At 43.1% G+C, this 14,170-nt stretch carries 12 protein-coding genes; 10 read left to right on the forward strand and 2 right to left on the reverse strand.

Annotated features, from left to right (window positions below; all coding sequences use genetic code 11):
• Nucleotides 1–145: 145 nt before the first annotated feature.
• From R8269_RS14290 to R8269_RS14300, 3 genes are all read left to right on the forward strand, one after another.
• Nucleotides 146–2,086, forward strand: coding sequence for an ATP-binding protein (locus R8269_RS14290; protein WP_258482051.1), 1,941 nt, complete (start codon nt 146–148; stop codon nt 2,084–2,086).
• Entirely contained in the window at nt 2,083–2,580 is a 498-nt protein-coding gene (locus R8269_RS14295) for a response regulator (RefSeq protein WP_005378005.1), read from the forward strand. The genes R8269_RS14290 and R8269_RS14295 overlap by 4 nt, the downstream gene beginning before the upstream one ends.
• A 291-nt stretch (nt 2,581–2,871) precedes the next feature.
• On the forward strand, nt 2,872–3,420 hold the full coding sequence (locus tag R8269_RS14300) for a hypothetical protein (protein WP_005378006.1): 549 nt from the start codon (nt 2,872–2,874) through the stop codon (nt 3,418–3,420).
• A gap of 192 nt (nt 3,421–3,612) precedes the next feature.
• On the opposite strand, the gene R8269_RS14305 is transcribed toward R8269_RS14300, so the two are convergent.
• Nucleotides 3,613–4,200 (reverse strand): TfoX/Sxy family DNA transformation protein, encoded by a 588-nt coding sequence (locus R8269_RS14305; RefSeq protein ID WP_005378007.1) that lies wholly within the window; start codon nt 4,198–4,200, stop codon nt 3,613–3,615.
• Between the two features lie 369 nt (nt 4,201–4,569).
• Here R8269_RS14305 and R8269_RS14310 point away from each other — a divergent pair, with 369 nt between their 5' ends.
• The 5 genes from R8269_RS14310 (at nt 4,570) to R8269_RS14330 (ending at nt 10,287) form a co-directional block, all read left to right on the forward strand.
• Nucleotides 4,570–5,490 carry an HDOD domain-containing protein gene (locus R8269_RS14310; RefSeq protein ID WP_025766846.1) on the forward strand — a complete coding sequence of 307 codons (921 nt, stop codon included), beginning with the start codon at nt 4,570–4,572 and terminating at the stop codon, nt 5,488–5,490.
• Nucleotides 5,491–5,636: 146 nt separating this feature from the next.
• A complete protein-coding gene (locus R8269_RS14315; protein ID WP_025766847.1) occupies nt 5,637–6,542 on the forward strand; it encodes a lysine exporter LysO family protein in 906 nt (301 codons plus the stop codon).
• Between the two features lie 208 nt (nt 6,543–6,750).
• Entirely contained in the window at nt 6,751–7,263 is a 513-nt protein-coding gene (locus tag R8269_RS14320) for a hypothetical protein (protein WP_017634875.1), read from the forward strand.
• Nucleotides 7,264–7,474: 211 nt separating this feature from the next.
• Complete coding sequence (gene panP, locus R8269_RS14325) at nt 7,475–9,121, forward strand: pyridoxal-dependent aspartate 1-decarboxylase PanP (protein ID WP_318222571.1); 1,647 nt, start codon at nt 7,475–7,477, stop codon at nt 9,119–9,121.
• Between the two features lie 311 nt (nt 9,122–9,432).
• Nucleotides 9,433–10,287: a MurR/RpiR family transcriptional regulator gene (locus tag R8269_RS14330; RefSeq protein WP_005378021.1), complete on the forward strand. Its 855-nt coding sequence runs from the start codon at nt 9,433–9,435 to the stop codon at nt 10,285–10,287.
• Between the two features lie 76 nt (nt 10,288–10,363).
• On the opposite strand, the gene R8269_RS14335 is transcribed toward R8269_RS14330, so the two are convergent.
• On the reverse strand, nt 10,364–11,608 hold the full coding sequence (locus tag R8269_RS14335) for an iron-containing alcohol dehydrogenase (protein WP_054576427.1): 1,245 nt from the start codon (nt 11,606–11,608) through the stop codon (nt 10,364–10,366).
• A 377-nt stretch (nt 11,609–11,985) separates the two neighbouring features.
• Here R8269_RS14335 and R8269_RS14340 point away from each other — a divergent pair, with 377 nt between their 5' ends.
• Nucleotides 11,986–12,252, forward strand: coding sequence for a GrxA family glutaredoxin (locus R8269_RS14340; RefSeq protein WP_005378026.1), 267 nt, complete (start codon nt 11,986–11,988; stop codon nt 12,250–12,252).
• Between the two features lie 175 nt (nt 12,253–12,427).
• The gene (locus tag R8269_RS14345; protein WP_005378028.1) at nt 12,428–14,110 is read left to right on the forward strand and encodes an aspartate:alanine antiporter; all 1,683 of its coding nucleotides are present in this window, start codon (nt 12,428–12,430) and stop codon (nt 14,108–14,110) included.
• Nucleotides 14,111–14,170: the final 60 nt, after the last annotated feature.

Raw genomic sequence — 14,170 nt, forward strand, 5'->3', positions numbered from 1 at the left:
CATCTGCGGAGAAAACATTGAGACAAATCAGACTATTGATGCTTATTCTAGTCCATTAATCAGGAATCATACTTGGCTCCCACTCATCATGTCCTTTTATTGTTAAAGTTTGCGTGGCGAAGTTTTAACCGGAGCTAAAACATCTGTGAATCGTTATGCTGTGTTGTGTCTCGACAACAACCCAATCAGTGCTGAACAGTTTCGATTGGAGCTGTCTGCCTTCTCAAGTAAGTTTGATATTTTTTCTGTCGAATCGATAGAAGAGGCTCAAAGCGCTTTAGAGTATCTAGAAGAAAGAGAACAGACTGTTGCTTTAGTTATAGCGAGCCATCACGCTCATTTTAACGGCGTGGATTTTCTTATTGGTTTAGACCGGATGCCACATACCGAGCAAGCAAGAAAAATTCTTATTAGCTGCTCGTCTGATATAGAGGCAATTCTCACTGCCGTTAATGAGGGCAGGCTCGACCACTGCCTCACTAAACCTTTGCCAGATCACGTCTTATTTAACACAGTGCAAAAAGAGCTGACCCAATTTATCTTGCGAAATGGCAAAGAAGACCTGCTAAGTTACAGTCAGATATTGGATCATCACAGCTTGTTGCGAGCGCACATCAATAACCAGATGAGCCATTATCAAGCCGGATTCTTACACGACTACCACTCGATGTCTGATGCCGAGTTAGCCGAGCAAGTGGTCTCCGCTCTCCAGCAATTTTTCAAAGATAATGACGAAACAAGAGCTTGCCGTACATACTCACCTGAACACTTATTAACCGTGGAAGGCGAGCCAAATTGCTTTTTGTGGTTTATCACCGAAGGTGAAGTGGCTCTGTACAAGCGCGATGAGCAAGGCATGCAGCGAGAGGTTGTACGCCATAACAAAGGGAATATTGTCGGAGGCATGTCGTTTGTTACTGGGGAATGTTCTTTCTCGACAGCTCTAACACTAACCAAAACAGAAGTTATCAAACTCGATCGCAACGTATTCAATAAAGTGATGCAAAGCGACTCAAACTTACTGCCTCTTTTTACAAACTTGCTCTTACGCCACTTCAACCGCCGATTGCAAAGAAGCATCAACACCAAACTGCAACTTCAAAAAACGCTCGAATCTTTAGAATCAGCCCACCAGCAGCTCATTGAAAGAGAAAAAATGGCGATGCTTGGTCAATTGGTTGCGGGAGTGGCCCACGAACTAAACAATCCAGTAGCCGCGATATTAAGAGGCGTAGAGAATTTAACGCATACACTAGAACGATTACTTAACGATGCGCCCAGTTCCGATATACAAACCAAAGGCATTGAATTACTGAACAAAGCGCAAACCTCAAAACCCGCTTCAACCGCCGAGCTCAGATCACGCGTAAAAGCGCTTAGCCATACTCTTCCAGACCGAGCGTTGGCAAAGAAAGTGGTGAGCCTTGGTTTAGAATCCGATCACGAGCTACTTACCCAACTAACGAGAAAGCAGCAAGCGTCTTATCATGCTCTCAATACACTAGAGCAATACCACAAAGCAGGTTCTACACTTCGCTCAATTAATGTCTGTGCAGCACGAATTGCTGATATGGTAAAAAGCCTGAAAGGATATGCTCGGTCAGATGATGAGACCCTGCACTATGCCGATATTCATGAGGGCATTGAAGACACCTTGGTGATTTTCGAGAACAAATTAAAAATGCACCAAGTTTCAACCGACTATGCAAACTTGCCTTCCATCCTTTGTCAACCGATCGCACTCCAACAGGTGTGGACGAACTTGGTCTCTAACGCCATTGACGCATTTCCAGAGAAAGGTGTGTTAAACATACAAACACGCCTTGTAGAAAAAGAGCACACACATTATGCCGTTATCTCATTTGAAGATAATGGATGTGGCATTCCTGAATCGCAAAGAGACGCCATTTTCGAGCTGAACTTCACCACAAAAAAAGAAGGTAATTTTGGCTTAGGCATCGGGCTGTCCATCTGCCAGCAAATCGTAACAGCACACAGAGGGTGGATTGACGTCGAATCAGAGATCGGCCAGTTCACACGAATGACCGTCTGGTTACCAGTCATCGAAGAAGGAGATGAAACATGACCAAGTATCTAATTTTATGTGTCGATGACGAACGAGAAGTCTTGGATAGCGTGCTCCAAGATCTTGCTCCCTTCGAGGAGAACTTTGTCGTCGAAGGAGCGGAATCGGTGACTGAAGCTCGGCAAGTGATTGAGGAGATGGCGGAAGAAGAAGTTCAGCTTGCGCTCATTTTATGTGACCACATTATGCCGGAACAAACTGGGATCAGCTTCTTAATCGAACTCAGTCAAAATGGTGACACAAAAGCAGCGCGCAAAGTTTTACTCACAGGACAAGCTGGTTTGGAAGACACCGTAGAAGCCGTAAATAACGCGAGTCTCGATTATTACATTGCCAAACCTTGGAAAGGTGAAGCATTGAGAAAAGCAATCGTGTCTCAGCTTACCGCGTTTGTGATTGAGAATGATGATAACCTGCTATCCTGGACTCAAATCCTTGATTCTGAGGCAATCCTCAACGCCATGGCAGAAAGAAGAGCAAGCTTTGGCGAGTAATAAAGTGTTTGGTTCTAACTTGAACTCAACGATGCTCATTGCACCACCTAACCTCGCATAGTCGAATGAGGTTAGAAAAACATCGTTACTTGTCCGAGTGAAATTCTCGGACACTACGTATATGGCGTAGTTTTTGCTTAAACCAAGGAACTATTAAGTTAATTGACAAAACATCGACACATTTTTGTTGGTCGTGGACCTTCCTTTTTATTATGATGTCGGACAAATCAGATTACGGTTCAAGTGGTTGCTTGAATCCATGGAAATAATGAACAAGGTTTATCGTTAGTTATGCGTAAAACACTATTAGCCGCTGCCTTACTAGTGGCATCAAGCCATGCCCTAGCTGCAAACGATCGCAATGCGCCAGCAACTATGAGCAACTTTAGCTACGACTATTTCGAAGCACGTATTGGCGCAAGTCCTGTGACATTTGGTGCTGGATTCAGCAAATCAATTCACCCGAACGCGCATGTTATTGCTCGTATTGACTCTGAGTTTGAAAGTGATTTTGACTCAGCTGCAGGCTTTGGCTTCCATTCTCCGCTAAACAACTGGGCAGATCTTACTGGTGAAATGCTAATGCGCGTTGTGCAACCTTCGAATGAGAGCAGCACAGATGTTGGTATGGAGCTTAACTTAGGTGTTCGTCAATGGTTGGGCCCTCAATTAGAAGTAGGCGGCAAAGTCGGCTACGTTTCTATCGATAACGATGACGATTGGACTGGCTCTGCCTACGCTCGATTCCACTCAACAGAGCTTTTCTCTTTGGGTGCTGAAGCACGTATCAACGATTTTTACGGTGATCAGGTAATGTTCACTACGCGTTTTAAGTTTTAAGATTTGTGCTGTAAGAAAAGAGCAAATTAAAAAAACAAAAACCGAGGTCTCTGCCTCGGTTTTTTTGTCTAATTTAATGACTAACTCAATGAAGTGGTAAAAACTTCAACGTCCTTTTTCCGCTTTTCACACTTGCCTTTACGACCCGCTAACTCCATCGAAACGAGTCAATCATTGTGCGATCAGCTTCGCTTAGTCACACAGTGCCAATAACTGTTTTTTACGCGGCTCTTGGATCAGTTTCCAATGTACGCCATCAGTTGCACCAGCAAATTTCCACAGTAGCTTTACATCAACATCATTACCGTAAGCCGTTTTAACTTTGTTGAAGACTTTTACAGGTCCAAGTTCTAAAAAGGTTTCTACGTCATCAACACCGGCTTTCTTGACCATACGTTCAAGGGTTAGTTGCATGTTGGGTAAGTCTCTTAAGCGTCTACTGGCAGAGGACTTTTGATATTTCCGTTCCTTAATTGAGTATTCAATTGATTTCTGTACCAGTTCATCAAGCCCTACATATCCGGATTCGAATAAATCGGTTACATCATAATAATTTACGGTTGCCGTCGTCTGTTTTTTGACGTGCTTATACTTCTCACAGCTCAGTTGAGTAAACACTTCATCTAGCCCATTACCACCACGTAAGTAGCAGCAATCATTGCTGACAAGCGCAAACATAGCATCATCGGTGAATAAACCAATACCACCGAACATAGAACGTTTTTGGTACTCACTGAAGGTGCGTACATATTTAAAAAAAGCTTGGTCTGTCATGTCCATTGACCTCTTTAATCTGAATAAATTACCCCGATTAGCGATGTCACCAGATAAACAGCAGCTTATAGCGAATTATAAATGTCGATTTGTTGGCGATATTTTTGTGAGTTGTGCTCACCAACTTGCTTAATCATACTTAACGTTGAAAAATAAGTTAGGACATAGGTCACATATAAAAAAGTATAAATTCTGCATACGTGATTAGTTTCACACTTATTGTTCGTGTGGTGATATTTTTTTGACGCATAGCATGCCTAAAACGCGCCATCATTATGATCTCGCTGGCAATTACGGGCACATAATACGCATTTAATTGATAAAGAATACGCTGTAAGGGTACACTGTACGAAAGATCTCAAGTACAGCGTCACAATGGAACATTTATCATTTTTTTGGCTGCCAAATAATAAAGATAAGCTTATAAACGCACTGGAATCCGAGTTTGCTCAGCTGGTAGAACAGTCCATCTCCACGGGTAAGATTTCGTTACCTCCTATTCCTGATGTCGTGCTTAAAATTCAGCAGTTATGTGTCGAAGAACACACCACGATTGCCGATGTTGCTAACTGTTTATTGGAAGATCCCGGATTAGCAGCGGTCGTTTTACGAGTCGCTAACTCTGTGATTTTCAATCGCAGAAATATCACCTGCAACGACTTAACTACAGCGGTATCTCGTCTCGGAATACTTCGTGTACGTGATATTGTTACCGCACAAGCGATCGAGCAACTTAAACACTCAGTTAATCTCACTAAAGAATGCAATGCCATCTTGGTGAAGAGTGCGGCGATATCTCGTGAGCTCGGTGCCGTCATGGTGATGTTGGTTCAATCGTTTCGTAGCCACGAGCCAGGCACTTATGGTCATCTAGAGCAAGAAAAGGCGTTATTGGTCGGTCTATTAGCCGATATAGGATTATTTTGTCTAATTAATGAGTACCACTTGTACTTAGATAGGGGCAATTACTTAGACCCAGATATTGCATTGCAGATCTTCCAAACACGTTGTTCTGCCACAAGTAAACTGGTGCTTGAGCGTTGGGGGTTTGACAACGACTTCAGAGAAGTATCCTCAAACGAAAAATACGAATTAACGCGACCAGAAGTGAGTTATCTCGACATCGCTAGAATTGCGCATCATTTATTGATGTTCCGCAATCACGATGAACGCATTGACGAACACGAAGTTGAATTCAACTTAACTGGTGCAGAAGTCTTGTATGAACTTAGTAACATGAGTGATACTGACTTCAATGATCAAATCCGTGCTGTACTCAATGCTAGCGGTTTGTAATTTATCGCTTTCTGATAATACCTTATCCGTGATAAAACGATTCGCTCAAGGCTGAGCTGTGTGTGGTGAAATGTCTTTAATTTCAACCGATAGATAATTTGATTTATGCGTGTTGATGTTATCTCAAAAAGGAATCATTGAGCTTTATGTTTTCAGGGATGCTATTTATTTTCGCTCCGCTTGTGGTGGGGTATCTAATTCCTATATCTCGATCTTCGTTATTGGAGAAGATCAATCAGTCAACGTCCTACCTTATTTACGTCATTTTGTCGTTGATGGGTCTTAGTTTGGCGGCGCTCGATAATTTAAGCAGCAACTTACAAAGTATTCTCCTCTATGCGAGTACGTTTTTTTTGTGTCTAAGTGCCTGCAACCTGTTGGCTCTGCCTATTATTGATAAAATTATTCCACTCCAGACCAATCAGAATCAAAAGAAGCTACCGTTATCTTCGATGGCTTTAGAGTCTGTTAAGCTTATCGTGGTCGTTGGCGGAGGGTTAGTGGTTGGCCTGCTGTTACCCATTGATTTGAGTTGGGTAGATACAGCAAGCGAATGGATACTCTTTCTACTTCTATTTTTTATTGGTATTCAGCTGCGCAATAGTGGGCTTACTCTGCGTCAAATCCTATTAAATAAACAAGGAATGGCCATTGCAGCCGTGGTCATCGCAACGTGTATGCTTGGTGGCGTTCTTGCAGCGGTGTTTTTGGATCTTCCTCTTTATCAAGCACTCGCAATGGCTTCAGGTTTTGGCTGGTATTCACTCGCAGGTATTTTAATGGGTGACGCTTTTGGTCCGGTATTTGGTGGCGCGTCGTTCTTGATTGAATTGATGAGAGAGTTAGTCGCACTGGTTGCCATTCCTCTCTTTATTCGTAGCTATCCGTGCACCGCAATTGGTTATGCCGGTGCAACAGCAATGGACTTCACCCTACCCGTTATTCAAACTACCGGTGGTGTGCGTTGTGTTCCTGTTGCTATCGTTAGCGGCTTTATTTTGAGTTTATTGGTACCAGTTATGATGCTTTTCTTTGTATCACTTGCTAGCTAGATCTCAGGTTTTCGCTTTAACATCCATTACAATACGGCAAAAATTTAAATACCCAGTTAACGTCAAAGTGGTCAATATTTTTTGGCAAGACCCCTCTTTCTTTTCGTCATTCAGCCCAACGATTTGTCACGACCAAATAGAAAGAAGGGAGAAACATCAACTGATGTGCATTGCGTTAATAAAGGGATAACAACCAGAAGGAAGAAGAATGAAACGCTTTGTCGTTGCAGCGCTCCTCGCTACAAGCTCAACTTTTACGCTTGCCGCAGATCAACAATGTCTTGCTAGCAAATACGATGGCTACGTCGATGCCTCACTACAGTGGTATCAAGATCTTGTTGATTTGACGGTTACCCAATATCCAGATCTGAAAGAAGTTAGTCAATGGTTCTTGGATGGACGTAAACATCACTTTGAATTAAACCGCGAAGCGGTTCACTACTTTCTAGAGAACGACCCTAGCCGCGTTGCGACGGAACAGCCAATCGAAGCATGGTTAAAACTAGAGCAACATGACGTTAAGCAGTTAGCGACCCGAAGCGATAAGTTAGGTGAAGTTGCAAAACAGACATTTAGCGACCGTCAATCAACTAACCACCCAAAAAACTACGAGCTTCGTTCAGCATTCGCTGATCTGCTTAGTCATCCCCAACAAATTGATACCGCACTTAATAAGTACAATCAGTCAATAGAAAAGATTGAAAAGCAGAAATGTGACTAAGATTGCTCGCATTAGTCGTTGATTAGCATTCGAAAACACTAGAATGTTTTAACGTACTCAATCTAGAATTTTTTAATGTGAATATCGTAACCTTCACCTAAAATTTTCATTTCTACAACTTGGGTTTCAACAATTAAAACGGGACTTTGCGCCCGTTTTAGTTTAGATTGTGCCGCTCGCATTACCAAAATAACTACAAAGATTCTTTGCTATGGTTAAGGAACAAAAAACCGCTGATGTTAGCTTTGAGAGCTTGCTAAAGATCTTCACTGTCCCAGAAGGTCCGGACTCAACGTTAACTAAAATTGACGAGAGCCTCTCGCGAAATCTAAATCAATTTCTTCGTGAACACATCGTGGCAGAAGAAAAGCCTTTACGCGAAATCGAAAAAGACTTTTCTTCTGCTCAGATTCCTGAGCAGCCAGAGTTCGTGTCAGATCATACAGAGCACTTACTCGACACTTTGGTGTCGCACTCAGTTCACACATCTTCACCAAGCTTCATTGGTCATATGACATCGGCACTGCCTTATTTCTTGATGCCACTGTCAAAGATCATGATCGCCTTAAACCAAAACCTGGTAAAAATAGAGACTTCCAAAGCCTTTACGCCACTTGAGCGTCAAGTTTTGGGTATGCTGCATCGCTTGATATATGGTCAGAATGATACTTTTTACAATCAGTGGATGCACAGTGCAAACCACTCATTAGGCGCATTTTGTTCCGGCGGCACCATTGCCAATATCACTGCGCTTTGGGTAGCACGTAACAAAGCGTTAAGAGCCAATGGCTCATTTAAAGGCGTTGAGAAGGAAGGCCTTTTTAAAGCCATGAAGCACTATGGCTATGATGGCTTAGCGGTGCTAGTGTCTGAGCGTGGTCACTACTCCCTTAAGAAAGCAGCCGATGTATTAGGGCTAGGCCAAGAGGGCTTGGTTACGGTTAAAACCGATGCCAACAACCGTATTATTGTCAACGACCTGAAAGCGAAAATTGTTGAGCTCGAAAAACAAAATATCAAGCCTATTGCTGTTATTGGTGTGGCAGGCACAACAGAGACAGGTAATGTTGATCCATTGCCTGAAATCGCTGAAGTCTGCCAAGCTCATGGCTGTCACTTCCATGTAGATGCCGCATGGGGTGGCGCAACACTTATGTCTAACCATCACCGTCACCTTCTTAAAGGTGTGGAAATGGCAGACTCAGTAACTATTGATGCGCACAAGCAGCTCTACATCCCGATGGGCGCTGGTATGGTTCTGTTCAAAGACCCTGACGCAATGAAATCCATAGAACATCACGCTCAATATATATTGCGCAAAGGTTCAAAAGACCTAGGCAGCCATACATTAGAAGGTTCACGTTCGGGTATGGCGATGTTGGTCTACGCCGCAATGCACATCATAAGTCGCCCAGGTTATGAGCTTCTTATTGACCAAAGCATTGAAAAAGCTCGCTACTTTGCGGATTTAATCAAACAGCAAGATGATTTCGAATTAGTTTCTGAACCAGAGCTTTGTCTGCTCACATACCGTTATTTGCCGCCATTCATCCGTGAAGCATTAGCACAAGCAGAAGGCTCACAAAAAGAACAACTGAATGAGCTGATCAATGAGTTAACACAGTTTATTCAAAAGCGTCAGCGCGAAACGGGCAAATCGTTCGTTTCACGTACAAGACTGAACCCAGACCAATGGCAACGGATGAATACGATAGTGTTTAGAGTGGTTTTGGCAAATCCACTGACCACAAAAGAAATTTTGAGCTCAGTGCTTGATGAACAACGCGAAATCGCCAAGCAAGCACCAAATTTGATGAAAAGAATTCAGCAGCTGGTTGTTGATATTCAATCGTCTTAACGGCCAGATCAAGTTACATCAATTTGAAATTTTTTTTCGTTTTGATGTAACTCAAACATCATTATCGTGCGACTAGCGCAACAAAACTTCGTTTACACATCCAATTCTGTAGTTTTTACAACATTTTGTTTGAGGCCTGTCAAATTCTCACTAAATAGTACCCGTTATTGGTTTAGACTGATTGAAGATCAGGTTTATACTGATTCTATGGCGCTGGTTGTTTTCGTTAACGCCCCACTCTACTCCGGAATCTTCGTGTTTCCTTTCGTTAGCAGAGCCAGCGAGTTGTTCTCTATACCCTCGTGAACACTATGAATACATTAGAAAAAATTCAAAAAAACCTGGAGAATTTCAGTAAGTCAGAGCGCAAAGTTGCGGAAGTAATTATGGCGTCTCCACAAACTGCAATTCATTCAAGCATTGCAACGCTGGCTAAAATGGCTGACGTTAGTGAGCCCACTGTAAACCGCTTCTGTCGTCGTCTGGACACCAAGGGCTTTCCAGATTTTAAGCTTCACTTGGCACAGAGCCTAGCAAACGGCACCCCTTACGTTAACCGTAATGTGGAAGAAGACGATGGCCCAGACGCGTACACCCATAAGATTTTCGAATCGACGATGGCCTGTTTAGATGTCGCGAAAAATAGCCTAGATCCAATGCAAGTGAACCGTGCGGTCGATTTGCTAACGCAAGCGAAGCGCATTTCATTCTTTGGCCTTGGTGCATCATCTTCTGTTGCCCGAGACGCACAAAACAAGTTTATTCGCTTTAATATTCCAATTACTTGTTTTGAAGATATTGTTATGCAGCGCATGAGTTGTATCAACTGCAGTGATAATGATGTTGTGGTTCTTATTTCTCATACCGGTCGAACAAAGAGTCAGGTAGAAATAGCGAACCTTGCTCGTGAAAATGGCGCAACGGTTATTGCGATTACAGCGAAGGATTCTCCTCTAGAAAAGGCAAGCTCGCTGGCCATCACGCTCGATATTCCAGAAGATACCGACGTTTACATGCCAATGGCAAGCCGGGTTGTACAAATGACAGTGATTGATGTGCTAGCAACTGGCTTCACTCTTCGCCGTGGTACAGGTTTCCGTGAGAACCTAAAACGCGTAAAAGATGCGTTGAAAGACAGTCGCTATGACAAACTAAGCCAGTACTAAGCACTAAAGCTTAGTCAATACTTTATCTAGGGGAGCTCAAGGCTCCCCTTTTGTTTTAATGCTGCTAAGGGAGCAATCACCCTAAGTCGTTGACACTCGATAAGTCCGTTCTTGATTCCAGTACTTCAACAGAACTGACATGTTGTGCACTCTCTGCTACACACTCTCCACTACAATCACAGACTTGCTGCAATATGTGTATCAAACGTTCCTGATTAAGAGGTAAAGGATTCCCTTTGATTGCCATTGATTTAAGCGCATCATTCGCCACTTGCTCAAAAGAGGTTTGGCATACTCCAAATTGAGCCAGTAGCGGTAACGCTAACTTATCTAGCACCATATTTACCCAAAGAATTCCATCGTGTTCGTTAGCATTTACTCGCTCAGTGACTAATTGGGCCAGCTTACGATAACGACTTATCACATCATTCCTACCCGCGAGTTTAGCAGCGTTAATGTTCTCCTGCATCACGTGCGGAGCTAGGCGAGCCGTAATAACGCTATGGGGGGCGTCTAACTTGCCTCCTAACGCCGATGCTAACCCATGAGCAGCACCTAATTTGGCATTAGTAATCGCCATACCACCAAGCAATGCAGCGAACGATAAATCAGAGCGCGCCTTATGATTATCTTGCTTACAAGCGGCAATCACTGAACGGCTTAAACGGCGTAGCCCCTCTTCGCAGACCATATCAGTAAGAGGGTTTGGCTCACCACACACATACGCTTCCATTAAATGAGTGAACGCATCCATTGCGCCACGTCCAGATGTGTATTGGTCGGTCCCGTAAGTAAGTGTCGGGTCTACAATGGCAACGTCTGCGAGCATATCAGGGCTTCGAAGACTCACTTTCACTTTATCTTGTCCAGATTTCAGCACAGCATTTCTGGTCACTTCTGAACCGGTGCTTGCTGTCGTAGGAATTGCAATAAAATGAAGAGGCTTTGCTTTTAAAGGGACGCTTCTTCCTACCACTTCTACGTAATCGTAAACATTGCCTTGATTGGGAATAATGGCAGCTAAGGCTTTGCCCATATCGATGACGCTGCCACCACCTATCGCAACCACCATATCAGGTTGGAATTTTCTACCGAGCACTGCGGTCTCTTCTACCATCGTGATGTATGGTTCACCAACGATAGCTACGTGCTGGTAACGCATATTTTGAGCTTTAAGATATTGGATAATGGGGGCGGCTCGTTGGGTATCCTGCCCAGTAACCAGCAAAACACTGTAGCCAAATTGGTTAATAACGGACAATGAAGATTGAAGTGCACCTTCACCAAATATAATCCTTGTTGCAGTCATAAACTGAAACATACACACCCTCCCAAAAGAATATACCCAAATAACCTCTCGCCCTCTGATTTAACACTTATGTAAGAGTTGAAGTTATTTGCGTATAGCCAAAATAGATTGCTATTTTTTTAAACAAAAAAAATTGACCAATTCCACCTTGCCATCATTAACCCTTTAGAATGTATGTTTTTTATGCGTCACTTCACATACTTCAGAGCCGTAAAATAAGCACGCGCGTTTAGTTTTTATTCGATAGATTTCACCTATAGAACCAAGAGGTAATTGCCGCTTTATTTCCGTATCTGGATCGGGCATAGTTACTCCAACAAAAGAAAGCGCACTCAGCCGCTATGTTTTGTACGCTTTCAAAAAAGAATAGATTTAGGAGAAATAAGATTATGTTCGTTGTTATCTTTGGTCGCCCTGCATGTCCTTTCTGTGTTCGTGCAAAAGAGCACGCAGAAACGCTAAAAGCAAAACGTGATGACTTCAACTACCGTTACGTTGATATTCACGCTGAGGGTATTTCTAAAGCAGATCTTGAGAAAACAGTTGGTAAACCAGTTGAAACCGTTCCCCAGATCTTTATCGACCAAGAGCACATCGGTGGCTGCGACGAATTCGAAGCATACGCGAAAGAGCACCTAGGTCTATTTGACGAATAATAAAGACTGTTTTCAAAAAAGCCGCTTCATGCGGCTTTTTTATTATTTTTCAGCTGGTTATTACGTTAAGTCAACTAATGGTAAAACCTAAAAAAATTCACTTATCTTTTTGCTATATTTAGTTACAATTCACAGTTCTTAATCTTTTTTGGCACACACTCTACCGAGCCACACAGTGAACATAGACGTCGTATACCTTCTTGAGCAAAACCCTATCCTTCTAATCTTCGTCGTATTAGCCATTGGCCTTGCCATCGGAAAAATTCGATTTGGCAAATTACAATTAGGCAACTCTATTGGCGTTCTTATTACCTCTTTGGTAATGGGCCACCTTGGTTTCTCATTTAATGCAGAAGCTTTAACCATTGGCTTTATGCTGTTTATCTACTGCGTTGGCATTGAAGCTGGACCAAACTTTTTTGGTATATTCTTCAGAGATGGTAAGCATTATTTTATTTTAAGCATGACTGTTCTCGTGTCTGCGGTCAGCTTAACGTATGGTTTGAGTCACTATTTCGGCCTCGATTTTGGCTTATCCGCCGGTATGATGGCAGGCGCATTGACCGCAACGCCAGTACTGGTTGGTGCACAAGATGCTCTTAACTCTGGCCTTGCGACTATACCGCGGAATATGGAATTTTCTCTGGTATTAGAAAATCTATCCGTAGGCTACGCGATGGCTTATCTGGTCGGCTTAATTAGCATGATCATGTTTGCTAAATTGTTGCCAAAACTGCAAAAACAAAACCTTTCTGATTCCGCGCAGCAAATCGCACAAGAGCGTGGCCTTGGAAATTCAAGCCAGAGAAAAGTGTATTTACCCATTATTCGAGCTTACCGAGTGGGCCCAGAGCTAATTGACTGGACTGATGGTAAAAACTTGCGAGAACTGGGTATTTATCGTCAAACTGGCTGTTACATTGAACGAATCCGTCGCAATGGTATTCTCGCCCACCCAGATGGTGATGCTATCTTGCAAGAGGGAGATGAAATTGCACTGGTTGGCTTCCCTGACAGCCATGCTCGCTTAGACCCTAGCTTCCGTAATGGTAAAGAAGTATTCGACCGTAACTTGCTTGATTTGCGCATCGTTGAAGAAGAAATCGTCGTAAAAAGTGACGCTATCGCTGGTAAGCGTTTATCGGATTTGAATTTGTCTGAGTTTGGCTGTTTCTTAAACCGCGTAGTTCGCGCTCAGATTGAAATGCCTATGGACTTAGACATTGTGCTCGCTAAAGGGGACGTCCTTCAAGTGAGCGGCGAGAAAAGCCGAGTACATGGACTGGCGGAAAAAATCGGTTTCATCTCGATCCACAGTCAAATGGCCGATTTGCTCGCTTTTTGTAGCTTCTTTATTTTGGGTATTCTGTTTGGCCTCATCACAATGACGTTCGGTCAGGTGTCTTTCAGTTTGGGTAATGCGGTGGGTCTTCTGTTGTCCGGTATTACGCTTGGTTTCTTACGAGCAAATCACCCTACTTTCGGTTATGTCCCACAAGGGGCGCTGAATATGGTCAAAGATCTAGGGTTAATGTTCTTTATGGTGGGAATTGGTCTAAGTGCAGGTGGAAAGATGTTCGAGCACCTAACGCAAGTAGGACCAAAAGTCATTGGTTTGGCATTTATTGTCAGTGTTGTGCCTGTAGTTCTGGCTTACTTAGTTGGCGCACACGTACTCAAGATGAACCGTGCTCTGCTCTTCGGTGCCATTATTGGCGCCCGTACTTGCGCTCCAGCTATGGATGTCGTTAACGACTACGCTAAGTCCACCATCCCTGCCCTTGGTTATGCGGGTACCTATGCGATTGCGAATATTTTAATGACGCTAGCTGGTACGATTCTGATAATACTAAGTTAATACTCACTTTGACTATGAAATACAAAAAGGCGCTCAATGAGCGCCTTTTGTTTATTGGTT

The organism is Vibrio sp. Vb0667 (genome assembly GCF_033391095.1).

Coding starts and splice junctions, on each gene's coding strand:
- panP (WP_318222571.1), top strand. CDS start 7,475: ATGGTTAAGGAACAAAAAACCGCTGATGTTAGCTTTGAGAGCTTGCTA.
- R8269_RS14330 (WP_005378021.1), top strand. CDS start 9,433: ATGAATACATTAGAAAAAATTCAAAAAAACCTGGAGAATTTCAGTAAG.
- R8269_RS14335 (WP_054576427.1), bottom strand. CDS start 11,608: ATGTTTCAGTTTATGACTGCAACAAGGATTATATTTGGTGAAGGTGCA.
- R8269_RS14305 (WP_005378007.1), bottom strand. CDS start 4,200: ATGGACATGACAGACCAAGCTTTTTTTAAATATGTACGCACCTTCAGT.
- R8269_RS14320 (WP_017634875.1), top strand. CDS start 6,751: ATGAAACGCTTTGTCGTTGCAGCGCTCCTCGCTACAAGCTCAACTTTT.
- R8269_RS14340 (WP_005378026.1), top strand. CDS start 11,986: ATGTTCGTTGTTATCTTTGGTCGCCCTGCATGTCCTTTCTGTGTTCGT.
- R8269_RS14300 (WP_005378006.1), top strand. CDS start 2,872: ATGCGTAAAACACTATTAGCCGCTGCCTTACTAGTGGCATCAAGCCAT.
- R8269_RS14295 (WP_005378005.1), top strand. CDS start 2,083: ATGACCAAGTATCTAATTTTATGTGTCGATGACGAACGAGAAGTCTTG.
- R8269_RS14315 (WP_025766847.1), top strand. CDS start 5,637: ATGTTTTCAGGGATGCTATTTATTTTCGCTCCGCTTGTGGTGGGGTAT.
- R8269_RS14310 (WP_025766846.1), top strand. CDS start 4,570: ATGGAACATTTATCATTTTTTTGGCTGCCAAATAATAAAGATAAGCTT.